This window comes from Flavobacterium sp. W1B, assembly GCF_047344965.1.
Lineage (GTDB): Bacteria > Bacteroidota > Bacteroidia > Flavobacteriales > Flavobacteriaceae > Flavobacterium.
On sequence record NZ_CP178845.1, the window covers coordinates 3,308,102 to 3,331,022 of the forward strand.

18 protein-coding genes are annotated in these 22,921 nt (G+C 34.3%); 8 read left to right on the top strand and 10 right to left on the bottom strand.

The genetic code is table 11. The annotated features are described in order from the left end of the window. Window positions 1–55: 55 nt before the first annotated feature. Complete coding sequence (locus ACMDB5_RS14365; RefSeq protein ID WP_413998951.1) at window positions 56–1,384, bottom strand: PDZ domain-containing protein; 1,329 nt, start codon at window positions 1,382–1,384, stop codon at window positions 56–58. A gap of 128 nt (window positions 1,385–1,512) precedes the next feature. Between ACMDB5_RS14365 and ACMDB5_RS14370 the strand changes: the two genes are divergently transcribed. The 5 genes from ACMDB5_RS14370 to lgt all read left to right on the top strand — a co-directional run bounded on the left by ACMDB5_RS14370 (window position 1,513) and on the right by lgt (window position 6,484). Next, window positions 1,513–2,706 carry a pyridoxal phosphate-dependent aminotransferase gene (locus ACMDB5_RS14370; protein ID WP_413998952.1) on the top strand — a complete coding sequence of 398 codons (1,194 nt, stop codon included), beginning with the start codon at window positions 1,513–1,515 and terminating at the stop codon, window positions 2,704–2,706. Window positions 2,707–2,973: 267 nt separating this feature from the next. After that, window positions 2,974–3,645 (top strand): GTP cyclohydrolase I FolE, encoded by a 672-nt coding sequence (folE, locus tag ACMDB5_RS14375; protein WP_413998953.1) that lies wholly within the window; start codon window positions 2,974–2,976, stop codon window positions 3,643–3,645. Window positions 3,646–3,683: 38 nt separating this feature from the next. Further along, window positions 3,684–5,162, top strand: coding sequence for a cysteine--tRNA ligase (cysS, locus tag ACMDB5_RS14380; RefSeq protein ID WP_413998954.1), 1,479 nt, complete (start codon window positions 3,684–3,686; stop codon window positions 5,160–5,162). A 63-nt stretch (window positions 5,163–5,225) separates the two neighbouring features. Then, a complete protein-coding gene (yidD, locus tag ACMDB5_RS14385; RefSeq protein WP_413998955.1) occupies window positions 5,226–5,465 on the top strand; it encodes a membrane protein insertion efficiency factor YidD in 240 nt (79 codons plus the stop codon). A gap of 65 nt (window positions 5,466–5,530) precedes the next feature. Next, window positions 5,531–6,484, top strand: a complete 954-nt coding sequence (gene lgt / locus ACMDB5_RS14390; protein ID WP_413998956.1) for a prolipoprotein diacylglyceryl transferase — start codon at window positions 5,531–5,533, stop codon at window positions 6,482–6,484. 60 nt (window positions 6,485–6,544) lie between these two features. Here the strand turns inward: lgt and ACMDB5_RS14395 are convergent, their stop codons facing one another. The 5 genes from ACMDB5_RS14395 to gyrB form a co-directional block, all read right to left on the bottom strand. Continuing rightward, entirely contained in the window at window positions 6,545–8,107 is a 1,563-nt protein-coding gene (locus ACMDB5_RS14395; RefSeq protein WP_413998957.1) for a T9SS type B sorting domain-containing protein, read from the bottom strand. Between the two features lie 161 nt (window positions 8,108–8,268). Then, the gene (locus ACMDB5_RS14400; protein ID WP_413998958.1) at window positions 8,269–8,880 is read right to left on the bottom strand and encodes an acyloxyacyl hydrolase; all 612 of its coding nucleotides are present in this window, start codon (window positions 8,878–8,880) and stop codon (window positions 8,269–8,271) included. A gap of 167 nt (window positions 8,881–9,047) precedes the next feature. Then, window positions 9,048–12,017: a protein translocase subunit SecDF gene (gene secDF / locus ACMDB5_RS14405; protein WP_413998959.1), complete on the bottom strand. Its 2,970-nt coding sequence runs from the start codon at window positions 12,015–12,017 to the stop codon at window positions 9,048–9,050. Window positions 12,018–12,238: 221 nt separating this feature from the next. Further along, complete coding sequence (mdh, locus tag ACMDB5_RS14410; protein ID WP_413998960.1) at window positions 12,239–13,174, bottom strand: malate dehydrogenase; 936 nt, start codon at window positions 13,172–13,174, stop codon at window positions 12,239–12,241. 49 nt (window positions 13,175–13,223) lie between these two features. After that, on the bottom strand, window positions 13,224–15,167 hold the full coding sequence (gyrB, locus tag ACMDB5_RS14415; protein WP_413998961.1) for a DNA topoisomerase (ATP-hydrolyzing) subunit B: 1,944 nt from the start codon (window positions 15,165–15,167) through the stop codon (window positions 13,224–13,226). Between the two features lie 202 nt (window positions 15,168–15,369). Here gyrB and ACMDB5_RS14420 point away from each other — a divergent pair, with 202 nt between their 5' ends. Beyond that, window positions 15,370–15,828 (top strand): RNA methyltransferase, encoded by a 459-nt coding sequence (locus ACMDB5_RS14420; protein WP_413998962.1) that lies wholly within the window; start codon window positions 15,370–15,372, stop codon window positions 15,826–15,828. 143 nt (window positions 15,829–15,971) lie between these two features. Here ACMDB5_RS14420 and asnB (ACMDB5_RS14425) read toward each other — a convergent pair whose 3' ends face one another. From asnB (ACMDB5_RS14425) to ACMDB5_RS14435, 3 genes are all read right to left on the bottom strand, one after another. Then, window positions 15,972–17,588, bottom strand: coding sequence for an asparagine synthase B (asnB, locus tag ACMDB5_RS14425; RefSeq protein ID WP_413998963.1), 1,617 nt, complete (start codon window positions 17,586–17,588; stop codon window positions 15,972–15,974). Between the two features lie 297 nt (window positions 17,589–17,885). After that, window positions 17,886–19,562, bottom strand: coding sequence for an asparagine synthase B (gene asnB / locus ACMDB5_RS14430; RefSeq protein ID WP_413998964.1), 1,677 nt, complete (start codon window positions 19,560–19,562; stop codon window positions 17,886–17,888). 213 nt (window positions 19,563–19,775) lie between these two features. Next, window positions 19,776–20,225, bottom strand: a complete 450-nt coding sequence (locus ACMDB5_RS14435) for a hypothetical protein (RefSeq protein WP_413998965.1) — start codon at window positions 20,223–20,225, stop codon at window positions 19,776–19,778. A 24-nt stretch (window positions 20,226–20,249) separates the two neighbouring features. Between ACMDB5_RS14435 and ACMDB5_RS14440 the strand changes: the two genes are divergently transcribed. Together ACMDB5_RS14440 and ACMDB5_RS14445 are read left to right on the top strand one after the other, a co-directional pair. Continuing rightward, complete coding sequence (locus ACMDB5_RS14440) at window positions 20,250–20,381, top strand: hypothetical protein (protein WP_413998966.1); 132 nt, start codon at window positions 20,250–20,252, stop codon at window positions 20,379–20,381. A gap of 66 nt (window positions 20,382–20,447) precedes the next feature. Further along, window positions 20,448–20,993, top strand: a complete 546-nt coding sequence (locus ACMDB5_RS14445) for a DUF2911 domain-containing protein (RefSeq protein ID WP_413998967.1) — start codon at window positions 20,448–20,450, stop codon at window positions 20,991–20,993. A gap of 129 nt (window positions 20,994–21,122) precedes the next feature. Here ACMDB5_RS14445 and ACMDB5_RS14450 read toward each other — a convergent pair whose 3' ends face one another. Next, a complete protein-coding gene (locus ACMDB5_RS14450; protein ID WP_413998968.1) occupies window positions 21,123–22,874 on the bottom strand; it encodes a TonB-dependent receptor in 1,752 nt (583 codons plus the stop codon). Between the last annotated feature and the right edge of the window lie 47 nt (window positions 22,875–22,921).

Here is a 22,921-nt window from a genome sequence, read left to right on the forward strand (position 1 = left end):
TCCTAACTTAACTAAAAAAACGCTTCTTGATTTAATTTCAAGGAGCGTTTTTTTTTTATAAAATATCAACGAGTTGAAATTTAAAAACCTGAAGTTTCCCTTCTCTTTCTATTTCCAAAGTAATCCATTTATCTTCTTCTGATTTTAACAACAGATTAATTTGTTGCAAAGTATATTTGTATGCCGGATTTTTATTAATCGAAATAATTATATCTCCTTTTTGCAATCCGCTATTCTCCGCCGGAGATTTTTTTCGAATATTTGCTATTTCAAAAACGGGTTTTAATTCAAATTTGTATTTAAACTCAACCGAATTCCTGTCCTCTTTGTTACTATATGAATTCGCCGAAACCGGTACTGTATTAAGGCGCACCGTTTCCTGAACCCACTGCACACCAACATGGCTAATTTCAATTCCGCTTTTATTATAATGAAAAGGAGCATTAAAATCTTTGTTCTTTTTTAAATAAATATATTCATTAGGATAGTCAAAAACAACGGAAAATCTTTTTAAAATCTCCCCACCTACAGAACCCAATCTATTTGAGGCCATGGTCACATGCCTTATGGAACTGGAATCCGGAAAAGCAGCAATAGGCTTATTAAATTTAAAATCCGAAATTGTAAATTCAGAAATCCGAGCTCTTTTACCTAAAACATCACCACTAAAACCTTTGCCCAAATAATCATCGAAATTTTTCTCTGGAACTGAAATTTTATCTGAAATTTTTTGAAAAAGCCATATTGCATCACTGTTTCCTATATCGATCAGTAATTTCGCAGGAAATGCAATCGAATCTATAACCATTGTAGTCTTAATATAAGGTTTTGATCTTTCAATTGAAATTGGAATTTTATTAGAGTTCTTCTCAACTCTCTTTCTGTTTTTCGGATTGTCTTTATAAACAATAACTTGTTTCTTGGCATAATTAATTTCTACAAGATTATGCTGCAAAAAAGAATAGCCAATAATTCCATTTACAGGAATCCCAACATGCGAGGATAAATTAAAACTTGGATCCAAAATAATATACAACAAATGTTCTTTGGACTGCATCCCATTGACTTCAACTAAATTCCCTTCCGATTTTAGTCCTTCAATAGCATCTTCACTTCCTAAACCCCGCAAGCTTATTTTTTCAGTGTTTTTGAGATTAACTTCATTTTTATCTTCCAAACTGAATAAAATAGTCTCTTGAACACCCGAATCTAATAAAACCGTAAGTTCCGTTCCGTTGACTTTTATAGGAATAAATATCAAATTATTAATCAATTGAAAGGGAATTTTCACTTTATCAATTCCTTTTTCAAATTGAAATTCATCCTGAGCAAAAACAGGAAATACATAAATAAAAACAAAAAAAAGCAAGAGCATTTTTTTCATATAAAATCGTTTTTTATAAAATTACTAAAATTCCTTCATTATAATACACAATCAACAATAAATATGGATGTTGACGGCATTAAATTCGAAAAAAATTCGCAAATTTGCAGATCAAAAATTTTATTATCATGCCAAAAATATCCAATAAAGGCAAGCACATGCCTGAATCTCCAATTCGCAAATTGGTTCCTTACTCGGAAATCGCCAAGAAAAAAGGGCACAAAGTATACCATTTAAACATTGGTCAACCCGATATAAAAACACCTGAAGTGGCTATGAATGCCGTAAAGAATTTTGATATAAAAGTATTAGAATACAGTCATTCGGCGGGTTTTGAAAGCTACAGAACTAAATTATCTCAGTTTTATAAAAATCAAGGATTACCAATAAACCTAGAAGACATCATTATTACAACTGGTGGTTCTGAAGCCTTGCTTTTTGCTATGGGAAGCACAATGGATCAAGGTGATGAAATCATCATTCCTGAGCCATTTTATGCTAATTACAATGGTTTTTCAGTGGCATCAGGTGTTACTGTAGTTCCTGTGATTTCTTCTATCGACACCGGTTTTGCGCTACCTGCAATCGCTGATTTCGAAAAATTAATCACCCCTAAAACCAAGGCAATTCTTATTTGTAATCCAGGAAACCCAACGGGTTATTTGTATTCAAAAGAAGAAATGATGCAATTGGCTGATTTGGTAAAAAAACACGATTTATTTTTGATTGCTGATGAAGTTTATAGAGAATTCACTTATGATGGTGACATCCATTATTCTGTAATGAACATTCCTGGAATTGAAGAAAATGCCATAATGATTGATTCTGTATCAAAAAGATATAGTATGTGTGGCGCAAGAATTGGTTGTATTGTTTCAAAAAACAAAGAGCTTATGGCTACTGCAATGAAATTTGCACAAGCAAGATTAAGCCCACCTACATTTGCACAAGTTGCAAGCGAGGCAGCTCTTGACACTCCTCAAAGCTATTTTGATGAAGTAATCACAGAATACAGAGATCGTAGAGATACACTTATTGCCGAATTAAATAAAATTGAAGGCGTAAAAGTAGCTACACCAAAAGGCGCATTTTATTGCATCGTAGAACTACCAATAGAAAATGCAGACGATTTTGCACAATGGCTTTTGGAAAGTTACGATTACAATAATGAAACCGTTATGGTTGCACCAGCAGCAGGTTTCTATTCTACTCCTGGAGTAGGTTTAAACCAAGTGCGAATTGCTTATGTTCTGAAAAAAGAAGATTTGATCAAAGCAGTTCGTATTTTGAAAGAAGCTATTATTGCCTATAATTCTAAATAATCTGGCATATAAAAAGGATTTGTTAACCAAAAAAGAAAGATATCGTTTGTAAAACAATACTTTTCAGTTGGCAAAACAATAATTAAACACTTATAATAAAGGCAATAACAATCAAATGTTATTGCCTTCATTTTTATACTTAAATTTATATCCTACTATCGCAGTAAAAAGAGATGATTAATTATCAAAAGCTATAGAAATTCTTTGGTTTTTATTAATTATCTTTACCCCTTTAAATTATTACACCCACCATAACAGTAACTTTTAATGATAAATAGAGAAGAATCACATGACGAAATAGGAAACAATCATATTGGTTCATGCGCACAAAACCCATTAAGAAAAGATGCTTTTGATCTTTCAGACGATGAAAAAATAGAAATCATAAAAAAGGATGTCAAAAATATTCTGCTTACCCTTGGAATGGATTTGACAGACGACAGCATGAAAGGTACACCTAATCGTGTTGCCAAAATGTTTGTAAAGGAAATTTTTGGCGGTCTAAACCCAGATCGAAAACCAAAAGCATCCACTTTTGACAATAATTACAAATACGGTGAAATGTTAGTCGAAAAAAACATCATCGTATACTCTACTTGTGAACATCACTTATTACCAATTATAGGAAGAGCACACGTGGCTTACATTTCTAATGGAACTGTAATTGGACTTTCTAAAATGAATCGAATTGTAGAATATTATGCCAAAAGACCTCAGGTACAAGAGCGTTTGACAATGCAAATTGTTCAGGAATTACAAAATGCATTAGGAACAGAAGATGTTGCTTGTGTTATTGATGCTAAACACCTTTGTGTAAATTCAAGAGGAATCAGCGATATCGAAAGCAGTACGGTAACCTCCGAATTTGGCGGAAAATTTAAAGAAGCTCAAGCTCGAAGAGAATTTTTGGATTACATCAAACTAGAAACAAAGTTCTAAAAGCTTCTTAAAATTCATTAGAAATAAATAGATAAATAATGCCTCTATATAATAATCAGACTCTAAAAATATACAACTCTCTTTCAGGAGAAAAAGAAACTTTTGTACCTATTCATGAAGGTAATATTGGCATGTATGTTTGCGGACCAACGGTTTACAGCAATGTTCATCTTGGGAATGTAAGAACTTTTATGTCATTTGATGTTATTTTTAGATATCTATTGCATTTAGGCTATAAAGTACGCTATGTTCGAAATATTACCGATGTAGGTCATATTGTCGATGATGTGGATGAAGGCGAAGATAAAATTGCCAAAAAAGCACGTTTAGAACAACTGGAACCTATGGAAGTTGTACAACGTTATACGGTCGATTTTCATGAAATCCTAAAAGCTTTTAACTTTTTACCTCCAAGTATCGAACCTACTGCCACAGGGCATATCATTGAACAAATTGAGATAATCAAAAAAATTATTGATACTGGAGTTGGTTACGAAGCCAACGGATCTGTTTATTTTGATGTGGTAAAATTCAATGAAACCAATCATTACGGAAAGTTAAGCGGTCGAAACATTGAAGACATGCTTGCTAATACCCGTGATCTTGATGGACAATCAGACAAAAGAAATCCGCAGGATTTTGCTTTATGGAAAAAAGCGGAACCGCAACACATTATGCGTTGGCCCTCTCCTTGGAGCGACGGATTCCCAGGTTGGCATTTAGAATGTACTGCAATGAGCACAAAATACCTTGGAAATCATTTTGATATTCACGGTGGCGGAATGGATTTAAAATTCCCACATCATGAGTGTGAAATAGCCCAAAACGAAGCTTGTACAGGTCAAACTCCAGTTAATTACTGGATGCACGCCAACATGCTTACCCTAAACGGTAAAAAAATGGCTAAATCTACTGGAAATAATATTTTACCAAGAGAGATTTTAACCGGCGAGAACACTATTCTGAGCAAAGCATTCTCTGCATCTGTAGCTCGATTCTTCATGCTTCAGGCTCAATACAGAAGCATTCTTGATTTTTCGGATGATGCCATTGTCGCAGCCGAAAAAGGATACAAAAGATTAATGGAAGCAATGGATTCCTTGAAACAAATTAGTCCAAGTTCTAATAGTTCTCTAGACATTGCAAGCTGGAAACAATCTTGCTATGACGCCATGAACGATGATTTCAACTCCCCTATTTTAATTGCCCAATTATTTGAAGGCGTTCGATTTATCAATTTATTAAATGATGGTAAAGAAAGCCTGAATGCAGTTGATTTAGAAACATTCACCAAAGCAATGAACGCTTTTGTGTTTGATGTTTTAGGATTAGAAGACGAAAAAACAACCGATAATAGCAACGATAAATTAGAAGGAACTATAAATATGCTTATCGGAATGCGAAATCAAGCCAGAGCCGATAAAAACTTTGCCCTCTCTGATCAAATCAGGGATCAATTGATAACGTTAGGAATTCAATTGAAAGACGGTAAAGAAGGAACAACTTTCGCGATATAATGTGTAAATTAGAAAATGAGATAATTATTTCATTTTCTAATTTACCAATTTTCAAATTAAACCATGAAAATAACTGCTCCATTTATAATCATAGTTCGGTTTTATCAAGTAGCAATATCACCCTTTACTCCCGCTACCTGTCGGTTTTCACCTACTTGTTCCTCTTATATGATTGAAGCTTTACAAGTACATGGCTTATTTTACGGAGGCTATTTAGGAATAAAAAGAATTCTAAGTTGCCATCCTTGGGGAAAAACGGGTTATGATCCCGTTCCTAAAAAAGAGTGCAACCATAAACATTAACCTTTTATTAGTACGTATTTTACACGGAATCTTTATTTTTACAACATATCATAAAACAATAATAAATGACACACTCTTTAAATATAGTTTGGAATCCATCGGAAGGTATAGATTTAGGATTTTTTATGATTCGCTATTACAGTTTAATGTTTGTAATTGCTTTTGGACTGGGTTGGTATATCATGAAAAAAATATACGAACGCGAAAACGAATCAATAGAAAAACTAGATTCATTATTCATATGGACCGTACTTGCCACTCTAATTGGTGCACGTCTTGGGCATGTATTCTTTTATGATTGGGAATATTATCGCAATCATTTAGTGGAAATATTTTTGCCTATCAGAGAAAATCCAAACGCAGCCCTTTTTAACATAATTAATGGTTGGGAATTCACCGGATTTCAAGGATTAGCAAGTCATGGAGCTGCAATTTCGATAATAATTGCTATGTACTACTACAGCAAGAAAGTTTTACAAAGACCTTTATTGTGGATTTTAGACCGAGTGGTTATTCCTGTAGCAAGTGGAGCTATCTTTGTAAGACTTGGTAACTTTTTCAATTCTGAAATAGTAGGAAAAGAAACTAATTCTTCTTTCGGAATCAAATTTATTCACGATCATTTTAGTCCTAGAGATGCTGAAAATGCAACTCAGATACAAGACTCAAAAGAGGCCTATACAGCAATAGCAACTGACCCAAAATTTGCGGCTTTGTTAGAACAAGTTCCTGCAAAACATCCGGCGCAATTGTACGAAGCTTTTTGTTATATTTTCGTTTTTGCCATCTTGTTTTTCCTATATTGGAAAACAGACGCAAGAAAGAAATCCGGTTATTTATTTGGACTATTTCTAGTATTGTTATTTACTGTTCGTATCGTTGTAGAATCTGTAAAAGAAAGCCAAGGCGGTTTTGAAAGCGCTTTAGGATTACTATCTACAGGTCAATGGCTCAGTATTCCTTTTATACTAATTGGATTCTATTTTTTCTTTACTGCGAAAAAACAAGTTGAAATATAACTTTATTTCAATTCAAATAAAACATAAAAAAGCTTCCAAATTTTGGAAGCTTTTTTATGTTTATCTTTTTAATGAAAAATGCGATTTAAACTCTTTCCGAATATTTTGCTCTGTATAATTAACAACAAACCAATAATCATCCGCAGGCAGAGGTCTTCCGTTATAAGTTCCATTCCAGCCATTTCCGTTAGGTCTTATTTCTTTTACTAATTTACCATAGCGATCAAATATGTAAATTTTAGAACTTAAGTCATCTTGCAATTCGAATATATTCCAAGTATCATTAAAATTATCCCCGTTGGGCGTAAAAAACTTAGGATAATTAACAACACGAATATTATTCACTGTTACAGCTAAACTGCAACCGTAAATATCCTTAACTGTGATAGAATGTAAGCCATAAGCAACATATTCAAAGCTTGAATCTTCCTGAAATGGTCCATCATCCAGTTGATACAAATAATTACCCATCGGACTTGCTACAATTGATATTACTTGATTATCAGCAAAAGCTTCTGTGACAGTCCAATCAACACTCACAATATTAACTAATGGATTTACATCTACTTTTATGCTTTTTGAAGTAGCACATTGTCCAGGATCAGGAGTAAAATCATAAGTTCCGCCAAGTGTATTATCTATGAATGCAGGCGACCAAGTTCCAGTAATTCCATTAGGAGATTGAATATTCAAATTTGGTGCTGTACTTCCAAAACAAATTGCTAAATCAACAAAATCGGGTTCTTTAAAAGAACCTACAGTTACAACTAAAGTTTGCGTTGTAGCACAAGGAAATAAAATGGGATCTGGCGTAAAAACATAGCTTCCACCTATCAAATTATCAATTACCGCTGGCGACCAAGTTCCAACAATACCATTTGGTGATGTTGATGATAAAATTGGTGCTGCTGTACCTGTACAAAAAGGAGGAACAGCAGGAAAATTTGGAATTGAAGTTGTAATACAAGGAACAGAACATGTAGCAGATTGTGGAGGTACACAAGGATAAGGATCTACCGAAGTTATAGTCAAAGTAACAGATTGCCCAGGTAACAAACCTGGTATTTTAAGATTTGTAGATGCATTTGTTTTTTGCCCTGTAAAAGTCCCTCCACCTAAAATTGTATAGGAATAATTATAAATCACACCTCCAGGTGTCAGAGGATTATTTCCCCAATCAAAAAAAACAGCACTATTTTTTTCAGCAGCTGGTACCTGTGAAGGATCACATACTAAACTTTGCACAGTCGCCCCACTATTAGCAACAACTATAACATCAATCTTAGAACGAGTGCTCTCAATACCAGCGACGGTTTCGCTCACATAATATGAAGTAGTACCAACAAGAGCTGTTGATGGAGTTGGAGCTGCTACAGAGGCTATTCCGCCTGAACTACTGGTACCATACCAATTTAAAGTTCCTCCTGGGGATGCAGTTGCGGTTAATGCAGAAGCCACACTTCCTTGACAATAATAAATAGGAGAACTTACAAGCGGAGGCGAGGCAACAACCTCTAAATTAACAATTGCAATTTTAGAAACAGTACTATTACAATTAAAGTTGGCAAACAGATCTGGGTAAATACAACAAACAAAAACAAATAATAGTAAATTCTTTTTCATTGTTCTAAATTTTTAAAATAGATTAAGAGTCAGGAATTATATTCTGTTGTTGAGTAAATATATAAAATTTTGAATCTTTTATTAAATTAAATCACACAAATAAAAAAGCTTAATCGCTATAAAACTGAACTTTACAAATTACTTTCTAGAAATAACACCGCTTATAATGGAATTTTAAAACCAAACTCTAAGTTAAATATGCTAAATCCATTGTTGTTTTTCTGAAGTCCGGCATTAGAAATATGATTAAAATTAGGTCTAAGCTCAAAAACAAAAGGAGATACTTTTAATGAAACACCTAAAGACAAAACGCTTGAAAAAGCAAAACCTTTTGAAAGTCTTTCTGTTTCGGTATCTGTAATCATTGGACCTATACTTGCTAATACAAAAACACTGCAATTATCAGAAATTGGTTTTCTAACTATTATACCCAAATTCAATATATAGTCCTTAATATGTTTTAACCTACCAAATTCTTCTCTTTTTTCAATATAATTTGGTTCTTCTACTCCAATATAGTCTAAATTTAGAAGCTTGTGTTTTACAAAATTGAGTTCAGGCTGAACAAAGAGTTCGTATTCAAAATGTTTAGATTCCTTTATTAAATAACTAAGCTGAACCTTATAATAATTACTTTCATAAAAATAATCCTCCTCTAGTATATTTTTTCCAAAACCATAATAAAAACCCAAAGACAAATCCTGCTTGCTTTCTTGGCTGTAGAAAGCATTAAAAAAAGTAAGAAAAAACAAAGTGAAAATTTTCGCTTTCATGATTCGATTTTAAATTAAAACAAATTATTACAAATCAAATACTTACATTAAAATTAATCAATTTCAAAGATTAATCCAGCAAAAAATCTATTTAAACTTTAAAACATATATACAAAAAAAGGACTCAACTTTCGTTGAATCCTTTTTTGTATAGTAATAAAGCAATTTTATGCTTCCTGATGACGTTTTTCAATCAGGTCTTTGTCAACACTCGAAATTGTATCAACAAGTACAGGCGTTGCGATGAACAAAGATGAATATGTTCCTACAAGAATACCTACCAACATAGCAAAAATAAATCCTCTGATAGATTCTCCTCCAAAAAGAAACATAATAAACAATACCGCGATCATTGTCAACGAAGTATTGATTGTTCTTGACATAGTTGTGTTAATAGACTTATTAACGATATCAGCGAAAGTACCTTTTGTTTTACCAGCTAAGAATTCACGAACCCTGTCAAATACAATTACTGTATCATTCATAGAATATCCAATAACCGTTAGAATCGCTGCAATAAAATGTTGGTCGATCTCCATACCAAAAGGCATGAATTTGTAACATAAAGAATAAATTCCTAATACAAAAATAACGTCGTGCGCAATAGCTGCAATAGCACCTAAACTATATTGCCATCTTCTGAAACTAATCATCAAGTATAAAAATACGATTGCCATAGCTCCAAGAACTGCCCAATAAGCATTCGTTTTAATATCTTCAGCCACTGTTGGACCTACTTTTGATGCTTGTAGAATACCTAGTTTTTTTCCATCATAAGCATTAACAAATTTATCATAAGTCAACCCTTCAGAGAAATGCTGTTTTAAATTATCAAACAATAATCTATTTACTTCTTCATCTGCTTTTACACCGTGCTCTTCTACTTTATATTTAGTAGTGATTTTCAACTGATTATCTTTACCAAATATTTTAGCTTCTGTATTACCAAAAACCTTAGTTAATTCTTCTTTTACAGTTTCAGCTTCAACTGGTTTTTCAAAACGTATTTGAAAAGTTCTTCCTCCAACAAAATCAACACCTTGATCCAATCCATTTACAGAAAGAGAAACAATACTAACAATAACTACAACCGCTGAGAACCCATAAGCCCATTTTTTAACACCTAAGAAATCAAAATGGAAATTGTTAAATAAGTTTTTAGAAAACTTGGTAACAAATGATAAATCGTTCTTTTTACTTATGTTCCAATCGATGAAGATTCTTGCAATAAAAATTGAAGTAAACAATGACGTTACAATACCTATCAATAAAGTAGTAGCAAAACCTTTAATTGGTCCTGAACCAAAGATAAACAATACAGCACCAGTTAATATGTGTGTAACGTTTGCATCTGTAATTGATGACATTGCACCTCTCCAGCTGTAAGACGTTTTTATGGCTTCTGCCAAAGTTTTACCGTCACGCAATTCTTCTTTTGCTCTTTCATAAATAATAATATTCGCATCTACCGCAGTACCCATCGTTAAAACGATACCTGCAATACCCGGCAAAGTAAGAACAGCTCCTAAGCTTGCCAAAATTCCAAACAAGAACAATAAGTTAACCGCCAAGGCAAGATTAGCATACCAACCTGCTTTTCCGTAATAAACCATCATCCAAAGTGATACTAAAAGTAATCCTACTAATGCAGAATTAGTTCCATTATCAATAGCTTCTTGTCCTAAGGATGGACCTACTACTTCTGACTGAACAATATCAGCAGCAGCTGGAAGTTTACCTGCTCTTAATACGTTAGCTAAATCTTTCGTTTCCGTTACATCAAAAGATCCAGAAATCTCAGATCTTCCACCAGAAATTGGTCCGCTAGAAACACCCGGTGCAGAATAAACAACATTATCCAAAACGATAGCAATATTACTTTTTTGAGTATATGCTTTACCTGTTAATTCTTCCCAACCTTTAGCACCTTGTCCGTTCATTTGCATAGAAACTGCTGGCTTGCCTAATTGGTCAAAAGTATCTTTTGCATCAGTTACAACTCCACCACTCATTGCCGGAATATTATCTCTATTCCCTTTTAAAGCATATAATTCTACCGCTTCAACACTTTTATCTTTGGCATCTTTTATTGTTGTCAATTTACCCCAAACAAATTTAGCGTAACGTTGATCAGCAGCCAATAAAACTTTAATGTCAGCTCTTTTAAAATATCCATTGATAACAGCTGTATCTTTTGGAGAGAAAAGACCAAGAACTGGTCCACCACCTTGAGCAATTATTTTGTCAAACAAAGGATTATTCCCTTTTTCAGTAGTAGCTGAATCTTTTGCATCAGCTAATAAAGAACTCAAAGAGTCTTTAACAACTTCCTTTTTTTCAACTTTATTGATTTCAGTTTTTTTCAATGACTCATTTGCAGCCATCAAGAAATTACCAATTTCTTCTATTTTATACGTTTCCCAAAACTCTAATTGAGCTGTACTTTGTAATAATTTTTTAATTCTGTCTACATCTTTAGCTCCAGGAAGCTCTACAAGAATTCTTCCGGTCTCACCTATTTTTTGAATATTAGGTTGCGAAACGCCAAATTTGTCAATACGTTTTCTAAGAACTCCAAAAGCACTTTCTACTGATTCATCAACTTTTCTTTTGATGATTTTCTTCACTTGTGCATCTGTCATTTGAAAATCAACACCACCTTCTCCTTGTAAACTTCTGTTCGCAAAGATATCTGGCGAAGCTAATTTTACAGTTCCTTTAGAATTTGCATCAAAAGCATCAAAAAACTTATCTAAATATGGTTTATTTCCTTGTAAATCAGCTGTAGCATCGGCCAAAGACTTATTGAAAACCGGATTTTTAGAATTATTAGATAATCCTTTCAAGATATCTTTAACAGAAACCTGAAGTATAACATTGATACCTCCTTCTAAGTCAAGACCTTTGTTGATTTGCTTATCAGTAACTTCATTAAAAGTAAAATCTGTAAAACCAAGATTATATACTTTTTCCTTACCAATAGAATCCAAATACTTTAATTCTTTATCTGAATCACCTCCAGCAAAAGATTTTGCATCGCTTTTTACTTTATCTGCGACAAAAGTGAATGAAAGTTGGTAAATACTCACCAATGCAAATAGAATTGCGAAAAATTTAATAAGTCCTTTATTCTGCATTATTACTAAAAATTAATTATTTTAAATTTATTTATGTTTCAATCTTTCCAACCATATTCTTAATACACTATTAATCACATAAATAGAAAAACCAAGAATTATATTATTTTTTTAAACCGAGCAAATATATAATTAACGACAAGATTAACCAATTTATTTATTAATTAATCTCAAAAAAAAGACTGCAAAAGTGCAGTCTTCTCTGTTATATAACAAAATTACTAGACTAAAATAGATTTTAAAGCGTCATTCATTTGTCTAACTGCATCAGCACTTTTGACAAACAAAGCTTTTTCTTGATCATTTAACTCAATGGCAAGGATTTCTTCCACCCCATTTTTACCAATAATACAAGGTACACCTATACATATATCATTTTGTCCGTATTCTCCTTCCACAAAAACGGAACAAGCAATCATTTTCTTTTGATCATTCAAAATACTATCTACTAAGTAAGCAACCGAAGCTCCAGGAGCATACCATGCCGATGTCCCTAAAAGACCGGTAAGTGTTGCTCCGCCCACCATAGTGTCAGCGGCTACTTTTTGCAAAGCTTCTTCTGAAAGAAACTGAGAAACCGGAATACCATTATAAGATGCTAAACGAGTCAACGGAATCATCGTAGTATCTCCATGACCTCCTATTACCATAGCAGAAATATCGTTTGCCGGCTTATCTAAAGCCATAGAAAGATAAGTCCTAAAACGAGAACTATCTAAGGCTCCGCCCATACCTATTATTCTATTTTTAGGTAATCCAGTAGCTTTTAAAGCTAAATAAGTCATGGTATCCATAGGATTTGAAACCACAACAATAATAGCATTAGGCGAATGCACCAATACATTTTCGACAACTGTTTTCACAATCCCTGCATTGATTCCTATTAATTCCTCGCGCGTCATTCCCGGCTTCCTTGGAATACCAGAGGTAATAACCACTACGCTACTATTTGCTGTTTTAGAATAATCATTGGTAACACCAGTCACCTTGGTATTAAAACCCGTATTGGTCGCACATTGCATGATATCCAAAGCCTTACCTTCGGCAAAACCTTCTTTTATATCCAATAATACTACTTCGCTTGCAATTCCTCTATAAGAAATTACGTCAGCACAGGTTGCGCCTACATTTCCTGCTCCTACAATGGTAACTTTCATATTGTAATAGTATTTTTGGTTAGTTAGTAATCAGTAAACAACGTCTTAATTAAGCGTCAATTTTTGCATAAACTGCATTTTTCTCAATAAATTCCCTTCTAGGTGGTACTTCATCCCCCATCAACATAGAGAAAACACGGTCCGCTTCGGCCAAACTATCTATAGTCACCTGACGCAATGTTCTAAAATTAGGATCCATTGTAGTTTCCCATAATTGCTCGGCGTTCATCTCTCCAAGACCTTTATAACGCTGAATACCTGCGCTTCCGCCCATTCTTTCATTAGCCTGATCACGTTGAACGTCATTCCAAGCGTATTCTTTCTTATTTCCTTTTTTAACTAAATACAAAGGAGGCGCAGCAATATAAACGTGACCTTCTTCAATAAGTTCTTTCATAAAACGGAAGAAGAATGTTAATATTAAAGTAGAGATATGACTACCATCGACATCGGCATCACACATAATGATTACCTTATGATATCTTAATTTTGAAATATTAAGAGCCTTACTATCCTCTTCGGTACCAACAGTAACTCCTAGAGCTGTAAATATATTTCTGATCTCTTCGTTCTCGAAAACTTTGTGATGCATCGCTTTTTCGACATTCAAAATCTTACCTCGTAATGGTAAAATAGCCTGAAAAGCACGATCACGACCTTGTTTAGCCGTTCCTCCTGCCGAATCTCCCTCGACAAGATAAACCTCACATTTTGCAGGATCTTGTTCCGAACAATCCGAAAGTTTACCTGGCAATCCGCCGCCACCCATTACGGTTTTGCGTTGTACCATTTCACGCGCTTTTTTAGCTGCGTGACGTGCCTGAGCTGCAAGAATTACTTTTTGCACAATGATTCGGGCGTCATTTGGATTTTCTTCCAAATAATTTTCGATCATTTCACTCACCGCTTGACTCACTGGCGAAACTACTTCTCTATTTCCAAGTTTGGTTTTAGTTTGTCCCTCAAATTGTGGCTCTTGAACTTTTACCGAAATAATAGCAGTCAATCCTTCACGGAAATCATCCCCGGAAATATCAAATTTCAGTTTGTCCAACATTCCGGAAGCATCAGCATATTTCTTCAACGAACGAGTTAAACCCGTTCTGAAACCTTGCAAATGCGTTCCTCCTTCGTGCGTATTGATATTATTTACGTAAGAAAAAATATTTTCAGTGTAACTTGTATTATAAATCAAGGCAACCTCAACCGGAATTTCTCCTTTTTCGTGATCCATAGAAATTACGTGCGCAATAATCGGCTCACGATTTCCGTCTAAATAACGAATGTATTCTTTCAGTCCTTCATCTGAATGGAAAACTTCTGAAAGGAATTTTCCGTCCTTATCTAATTCTCTTTTATCGGTAAAAGTAATTGTGATTCCTTTGTTCAAGAATGACAATTCACGCATACGAGCCGCTAAAGTATCATAAGAGAACTCCGTTGTTTGGGTAAAAATGGTGTTATCTGGAAAAAAAGTAACTATCGTTCCTCTTTTCGTAGTTTCCCCAATTTGCTTTACAGGATAAAGCGCTTTTCCTCTTTCATATTCTTGTTCATAGACTTTACCGTCACCACTGTGAACCGTTGCCGTAAGGTGGTTTGATAACGCATTAACAACCGAAACCCCAACACCGTGCAAACCTCCAGAAACCTTATAGGAATCTTTGTCAAATTTACCTCCTGCACCAATTTTAGTCATTACAACTTCCAATGCAGAAACACCTTCTTTTTTATGGATTCCTACAGGAATACCACGTCCGTTATCTTCAACTGAAACAGATCCATTTTCATTAATAGAAACACTAATAGTATCACAATGACCTCCCATTGCCTCATCTATAGAGTTATCGACTACTTCATAAACTAAATGATGGAGTCCTCGAACACCTACATCTCCAATATACATCGATGGACGCATTCTAACGTGCTCCATTCCCTCTAATGCCTGAATACTATCCGCTGAATAATTGTCCTTCTTGATTTCTTCGCTCATATGTTTTATTCTATAATATAATTGTCTCTAACACGCAAATATATAAAAACGCAAACTATATAAGCGTTAAAATCCCTTTTTAAGCCGTTAAGTTATTAACATTTTGTTTATTTATTGTAATAAAAAACGCTCTCTATTGGAGAATTTTTTTAAAGTAAATTAAAAATTTGACATTACTGCTAACTGTTTGTATTTTTGCTCAATGAATGATAATTTTACAACTGAATATTTTGGCATAGGGATACAAAACGGCAAAACACCTGAAAATCTAGGCGTTTTATGGCGCTCAGCACAAAACCTTGGCGCAAGCTATATTTTTACTATTGGAAATCGTTATGCAAAACAAGCCTGCGACACCCATAATGCCGTAAAATCAATACCCTATTTTCATTATGAAACTTTTGAAGAGTTCTATAAAAACCTACCCGTAGGCGCGCGCTTGGTTGGTGTTGAATTGGATGAAAATGCAGAAGATTTAGAGACTTTCGAACACCCAAGACGTTGTGTTTATTTATTAGGTGCAGAAGATAATGGTCTTTCAAAAAAAGCGATTGAAAAATGTCATTTTTTAGTAAAATTCAAATCCGAAAAAAGCTTAAATGTATCTGTTGCGGGAACAATTATTCTTTACGACAGAGGTCTTAATAAACCGAGATCATAAATTCAATTTCAATGGTAATTTCAAAAATTAATTAAAAACTAAACCTTTCTAAAAGACAAATTTTCAAAACAAACATTTAAAATGCCGTTTTGAAAATTTGAAAATTATTACATTACAATTGAAATTGTTATTGATATTTTTTTTTAAACTGTAAACGCCGCTTTCGCAATTTCAGTATCCGCTTGTAAGTGCGCGGCATTTGCTCTCCCGCTTGGATCTTGGTTTTCTTGCCATTTCGGAATCCACTTCCTAACCGTTTGAGCCGCGCTGCGCTGCGGATAATACTTATTAAATATTGACCTGTAAAAATAAGCTTCTTTGGTAGTTGGCGAATTGTATAAAAATTCAGTAGAAGCTCCCGCTAATTGCTCATCCGTAACCTTTGAAGAACAATATTCAATCAGCTGATCAATCCAATTATAACCTACGCCATCAGAAAACTGTTCCTTTTGCCTCCATAAAACTTCGCTCGGCAGATAAGGATCTTCCGGAGTATCAAATGCTTTTCTTAATATGTATTTTTCTATTCCTTCGTAGGTTTTAGGCATTTTTTCTTCTGCTTTAACACAAACAGCCATTTCCAAGAACGCTTTGTCTAAAAACGGTACCCTAGCCTCTAATCCGTGAGCCATTGTTGATTTATCCGCTCTTAACAAATCGGCAGTAAATAATTTCTGAACCCTTTCGATGGTTTCTTTTTGAAACTCTTCGGCAGATGGCGCATTTCTAAAATACAAATAACCCCCAAAAACCTCATCGGCTCCTTCTCCCGAAAGCACCACTTTAATTCCCAAATCAGCGATCGCTTTCGACAAGAAATACATTGGCGTACTAGCTCTTATTGAAGTAACATCATAGGTCTCCAGATGCCAAATTAATTTATCCAAAATCGCAATTCCCTGCTCTATCGTAAAATAGATTTCATGATGTTCCGTCCCTAAAAACTCAGCCACTTTCCTTGCAGCCAAAGCATCTGGAGCATCAGCATCCAATCCTATTGAAAAAGAATGCAGTTCCTTTCCCTGCTCCTTCAGCAACCTTGAAGCAATTGCCGATGTTAATGACGAATCCAATCCCCCAGAAAGCAACACCCCAATTGGCACATCGCTCATCAAGCGCTTACGAGTAGCCTCGGTCAAAGTCGTTCGGATCAACTCTAAATCCAAATCCTGATCTGCCTTTAAATAATCTTCGTATTGAGGTCTATAATATTTCACAAAACCTGTTTTTTGTGTATAATAATGTCCGGGCGGAAAAGTGGAAAATGTTTTGCACTGATCGGCTATAGATTTCATTTCTGAAGCAAAATAAATCTTACCTCTTGCGTCTAAACCATAATACAAAGGTTTCACACCTAGCGGATCTCTAGCGGCGATAAAATCATCCTCATCGATTACAACAAAAGCAAAATCACCATCCAACATATCGCAAAATTCATAGCCAAATTCCTCGTATAAATGAACAATCACTTCCGAATCCGATTGGGTTCTAAAAATATGATCTTTCAAAATGCCATCTCTTAATTCCTGATGATTGTAAATTTCACCATTATGAACCATATAAGCTTTCTTAGAACCTTGTATCGGTTGTTTACCAGAATACAAATCAATAATAGACAAACGTTCATGACTCAGAATGTGTCCTTTTTCAGTAACATATAAATCGCTTTCATCCGGACCACGATGTGACATCCTTTTCGAAAGTTCTTTTATCAATTCCTCGTCTTTTCCTTTTCCAATAATGGCTAATATTCCACACATACACTGTCTATTTTACTGTTTTCAATCTGTTTTATTAAAACAAATTTGCATCAATAGTCACTATTACAAAACACAAAACTTAATTCTAGTTACAAAAAACAACAAAAATTAAATATTTACATAAAAAATGTAATTCACAAGTTCTAAATCTGGAATCAGGCAAACGAAGCTGTAACTTTTCCAATCCCGATTTCTTTATCCTTAAAATCGATATTTTTCTCAAGAACAGCTATATAAATAAAAAACGCCCTCAAAATGAGGACGCCTTTCTAACAACTAATTCTAAATAAAAATTATTTATGCTTTAACATACGCATCGTCATGAACGCTTGCAACAGCTCTTCCTGACGGATCATTCATGTTTTTGAATGCTTCATCCCATTCTAAAGCTATTTTTGTACTACAAGCCACACTTGCTTCCTGAGGCACGCATAAAGCTGCTGCATCACTAGGGAAATGTTCTGTAAAAATTGAACGATAGTAATACTCTTCTTTAGAAGTTGGCGTCTGTAAAGGGAACTTGTATTTTGCATTTGCCAATTGTTCATCTGAAACCGCTTCTGCAACTACTTCTTTCAAAGTATCAATCCAGCTATATCCTACTCCGTCACTAAATTGCTCTTTTTGTCTCCAAGCAACACTTTCCGGCAACATGTCTTCAAAAGCTTTACGAACCACCCATTTTTCCATAGGATGTTCTTTATTGATCATTTTGTCTTGTGGGTTGATTCTCATTGCCACATCCATAAATTCTTTATCTAAGAACGGAACGCGCCCTTCAATACCCCAAGCCGCTAAACTTTTGTTGGCACGCAAACAATCGTACATGTGCAGTTTACCTAATTTACGGACGTTTTCTTCATGAAATTCCTGCGCATTTGGAGCTTTATGAAAATAAAGATAACCTCCAAACAACTCATCAGCACCTTCACCAGACAATACCATTTTGATACCCATTGATTTAATAACTCTCGCCATTAACCACATTGGTGTCGATGCTCTAACGGTAGTAACATCATAAGTTTCTAGGTTGTAAATTACATCACGCACCGCATCCAAACCTTCTTGAATTGTAAATTTAATTTCGTGGTGAATTGTTCCGATATGATCCGCTACAATTTGAGCAGCTGCTAAATCTGGAGAACCTTCCAAACCTACTGAAAAAGAGTGTAATTGTGGATACCAAGCATCGGCAACATCGCCTGACTCGATACGTTTTTGCGCATATTTTTTGGCCACAGCCGAAGTAATAGACGAATCCAAACCTCCCGAAAGCAAAACTCCATAAGGAACATCGCTCATCAATTGTCTGTGAACAGCAGCCTCAAGCGCCACTTTGATATCTGAAATATTTGTTTCGTTATCTTTTACTGCATCATATTCAGTCCAATCTCTTTTGTACCATTGTACAAATTCTCCATCTTTACTTGACATATAATGTCCCGGAGGAAACAATTCTATTTTAGTACAATAGCCTTCTAATGCTTTCAATTCAGAAGCTACATAAAAAGTTCCGTGTTGATCCCAACCAATATATAATGGAATAATACCCATATGATCACGTGCCACAAAGTATTCATCTTTGTCAACATCATAAATAGCAAATCCGAAGATACCATTCATCTCATCGATAAAATGAGGTCCTTTTTCTTTGTAAAGTGCCAAGATAACTTCGCAATCACTTTCTGTTTGAAAGTTATATTTCCCTTCAAATTGCTTGCGCAACTCTCTATGGTTATAAATTTCACCATTGGCAGCCAAAACTAATTTCCCGTCTTCGCTTAACAAAGGTTGTTTTCCCGAAGCCGGATCAACAATAGCCAATCGCTCATGAGATAAAATCGCTTTTTCATTACTAAAAATTCCACTCCAATCTGGTCCGCGATGACGAATAATCTTAGACATCTCCAACACCTGTGGTCTTAAAGTTTCAGCATTCTGTTTTAAATCAAAGGCACATACTATTCCGCACATAACTATATATTTTAAATGTTTTATTTAATTTGATAAGGCAAAGATGCGTTATCAGTTACAAACACAAAACACAAAAACACTATATAGTTACAAATAAAAACAAATAATCGCTTTTTACATAAAATATGTAATTTCAAAGCTTTCAAATATGAGCATAAAGTTTAAAATTTCAATTTATACCAAAAACAGAAAACAAAACAAGGAATAAAACTGCTATACTATCTCCTCAATAGTATATTTTGTAGTGTTGATTTCAAATTGAAAACCAACTTTATTACCCATTAAATGAGTCCCAAGCGGAGATTGAGGGGACAAAGCAATAACGTTGATTCCGTCGATATTAATTTTTGGCAATGCTAAACTGAGATACAGATAAATTCCATTGGCCTTCACCAAACTACCTACAATAATGGTTTCAGCGATTGCATTAGAATCAATTTTATCTAAAACAGCTTTTTGAGCAAGTACTTCTCGTAGCTTCGAATTAAGTTTTTCCTGCTCCAGATGCATCATCGACAAAGCCGTTTCGTGCTTATCACCGGCAGAACCTTTGGCATCATTTTTAGAATCTTCGGTCAATGCAGTAATCATATCTCTAAAAACATCTATTCTATCTTGAACAAGTTGTAGATAATACTGATATATTTTTTGTTTGAAAGTCATAATTTTTGTTTAAAATACAGAATAATGGAAATAAAACCAACATCTCTGAACAAAAGAGAAACCGCTTCTTTGCCCATAAACGCGACCAAAGTTATACTATTATTCCAGAGTCCTACAACTTCCGTAATCCCTTTTGCCATTCTTATGAAACTTTAACAAGATTTTTTATCTTTACAAAAACACAATTAATAATTTCAACCTTTTAAACTTTTAATAAAAACTATGAAAAAATCTACATTTCTTACCACAGCTGTCTGTGCATTTGCGATGCTTTTATCCGCTAATGCGAATGCACAAAAATTCTCTGATCTTGACAAAAGCCCAATGGATGCGGCTTGGTTCCCTAATGATTATAAAGAAACTAATAAAACCGCAAGAGTAATCTATAGCCGACCTCAACTAAAAGGACGTAGTCTTAATGAACTGGCTCCTAATGGAAAAGTTTGGAGAACCGGAGCCAATGAGGCAGCCGAAATAAGTTTTTACGCGGATATGTATTTAGGGAAAACCAAAATAAAAGCCGGAACTTATACCTTATACACGATTCCAGGTGAAAAAGAATGGATCGCTATTATAAGTAAAGACCGCAACGCTTGGGGAGCCTATAATTACGATGCCAAAAATGATGTGGCAAGATTAAGCGTTCCGGTAACCTCTGCTGACGATTATCTTGAAGCTTTTTCAATGGTTTTCACCAAGGCTGATAATGGAATATTACTTAACATAGGTTGGGACAAAATGAGAGTTGCCATTCCTTTTACCAAATAAAAAGCATCCTAATTTGTTCTTTTAACCGCAAAGAACACTAAGATTTACGCTAAGTTCGCTAAGTTTTATTTTTTATAATTCTTTGCGCTCCTTGTAAAACCTTAGTGTTCTTTGCGGTTAATTTTTAGTTTAAAAATCAAACTTATAGTTTGCTCCCACTACTATTTGAAAACCTTGAACCGGATAATTTAACCATTTTTGATAGGCTTGATTGGTGATATTATTGGCTCTAAGAAAACCTGTCAAACGATCGCTGTACTTATATCCCAAATGGGCATTTACGTCAAAATAACTATCTAATGTTGTTACGGTATAATTAGCTACAATATCGGTCTTCGTTTTTAAATCCTTGCGATCACCAACATAGAAAACCGCTGCTCCGGCATACCATTTCTTAGTAATATTAAAATCAATATTAGAATTTAATTTAATGGTTGGCAAATTCCATGCTTCGCTTTGAAAATCATTGGTAAAACTATTAAAAGTTCCGCTAATCCCAAAAGTCACATTGTCTGAAAAATCAGCTTTTAAATCTCCCGAAAAACTCAAGGTTCTCATATCATCATAAACCACTTGCATTGAATTCCCAAATTCATAATCTTGATTTGAAGAATTCTCATTATAATCATTGCTCTTGTACAACGCTTTATTTCTTTCATTAATATAAGAACCACGAATATTATAACTTACGTTATTTGCTAACTTTCCTTTTAATCCCGCAAAAATATCATACTGCTTGTCAGTCGGAGTAATATTTAAAGTTGGTGATAAAAATGAATTCCCGTTAACAAAATCCTGATAAGAGTTTTGCTCTAAACTTCCTTCGGCACCTGCGTAAAAAATCATCAAATCGCCCACCACTTTATAGGAAGCATTAATATTTGGATAAACAAAAAGGCTATTATTGCTGTTCTCTGTATCTAGACTATAAAATACCGATGCTCCCAAATTTAAGGTCCAATCGTCTTTTTGCATTACAAAACTTGGCGCAATACCAAAATTTGTATATCCATATTTTAAAGGTTGGATGTTATTCATATAATTTTTATCGAAACTTCCTCCTACATAATCAACTATAATATTTGTTTTAATAGATTCCTCCATTATAGCTAACTGCAAAGAAGGTTTGATGAAAAATCTATTTTCAGCAGAACCAAAATTATCAGTAAAATGGCTAAATTTCAGAATAGCCTCATTCAAAATCCCTTCGTTAAAATCAATTTTACTTCCCAAAGAAATAGTAGTATAACTATGTTGCGGATTGATTCCGTTTACCAAAATCGCCCTTTCAGAAGGAATCAGAGTATTGCCAAAACCTTCCGGTATGCCATACCAATTGTAAATCTGGTTTTGAACCCCTAAATCTACATTCCAAGACATATCCTTATAATTTGAACCATAGGTTAAATCTAGTAATGTATTATAAAACGGATCATCCAGCTCTACTCCACTTATTCCGCCTTGAGAAGAAAGATGACGAAACATCCCTCCTACATAATCGTAATTATTCAACTCATGATTTACGAACAACTCCGCATTGAGAGTTCCGTAGTTTCCAAATCCTAAAGTCGCGTAATTATTGTACAAATGCGCTTGCTTTGTTTTATCTACCCCTTCTGCTTTTCCTTTAGAAGGTGTAAAAGTAGAGGCAACTGGAAAAGAAAAAATAGAATATTTAATCGTTTCTTTCTTGGCATTTCCGGCATCATCCAGAACAGGCGTTTCCGGCACTTTGAAAGCATCCGAAATAGTTGGCGTATATGGCTTTACCACATTTACCACTTCTGAGCCTATGTTTTCATCCTTTTTTTGAGCAAATGAAAACTGGAAAGCCATTAACAACAGGATTATAATTGTTTTATTTTGGAAATTGAACTTCATGTTTTTTTGTTTTTATAAAGAAAAAAGCTTTAAAATAAGGTCTTAAA

Coding starts and splice junctions, on each gene's coding strand:
- ACMDB5_RS14395 (WP_413998957.1), bottom strand. CDS start 8,107: ATGAAAAAGAATTTACTATTATTTGTTTTTGTTTGTTGTATTTACCCA.
- ACMDB5_RS14370 (WP_413998952.1), top strand. CDS start 1,513: ATGCCAAAAATATCCAATAAAGGCAAGCACATGCCTGAATCTCCAATT.
- asnB (WP_413998964.1), bottom strand. CDS start 19,562: ATGTGCGGAATAGTATGTGCCTTTGATTTAAAACAGAATGCTGAAACT.
- lgt (WP_413998956.1), top strand. CDS start 5,531: ATGACACACTCTTTAAATATAGTTTGGAATCCATCGGAAGGTATAGAT.
- mdh (WP_413998960.1), bottom strand. CDS start 13,174: ATGAAAGTTACCATTGTAGGAGCAGGAAATGTAGGCGCAACCTGTGCT.
- yidD (WP_413998955.1), top strand. CDS start 5,226: ATGAAAATAACTGCTCCATTTATAATCATAGTTCGGTTTTATCAAGTA.
- ACMDB5_RS14435 (WP_413998965.1), bottom strand. CDS start 20,225: ATGACTTTCAAACAAAAAATATATCAGTATTATCTACAACTTGTTCAA.
- secDF (WP_413998959.1), bottom strand. CDS start 12,017: ATGCAGAATAAAGGACTTATTAAATTTTTCGCAATTCTATTTGCATTG.
- folE (WP_413998953.1), top strand. CDS start 2,974: ATGATAAATAGAGAAGAATCACATGACGAAATAGGAAACAATCATATT.
- ACMDB5_RS14400 (WP_413998958.1), bottom strand. CDS start 8,880: ATGAAAGCGAAAATTTTCACTTTGTTTTTTCTTACTTTTTTTAATGCT.
- cysS (WP_413998954.1), top strand. CDS start 3,684: ATGCCTCTATATAATAATCAGACTCTAAAAATATACAACTCTCTTTCA.
- ACMDB5_RS14450 (WP_413998968.1), bottom strand. CDS start 22,874: ATGAAGTTCAATTTCCAAAATAAAACAATTATAATCCTGTTGTTAATG.
- gyrB (WP_413998961.1), bottom strand. CDS start 15,167: ATGAGCGAAGAAATCAAGAAGGACAATTATTCAGCGGATAGTATTCAG.
- ACMDB5_RS14440 (WP_413998966.1), top strand. CDS start 20,250: ATGGAAATAAAACCAACATCTCTGAACAAAAGAGAAACCGCTTCTTTG.
- ACMDB5_RS14445 (WP_413998967.1), top strand. CDS start 20,448: ATGAAAAAATCTACATTTCTTACCACAGCTGTCTGTGCATTTGCGATG.
- asnB (WP_413998963.1), bottom strand. CDS start 17,588: ATGTGTGGAATATTAGCCATTATTGGAAAAGGAAAAGACGAGGAATTG.
- ACMDB5_RS14420 (WP_413998962.1), top strand. CDS start 15,370: ATGAATGATAATTTTACAACTGAATATTTTGGCATAGGGATACAAAAC.
- ACMDB5_RS14365 (WP_413998951.1), bottom strand. CDS start 1,384: ATGAAAAAAATGCTCTTGCTTTTTTTTGTTTTTATTTATGTATTTCCT.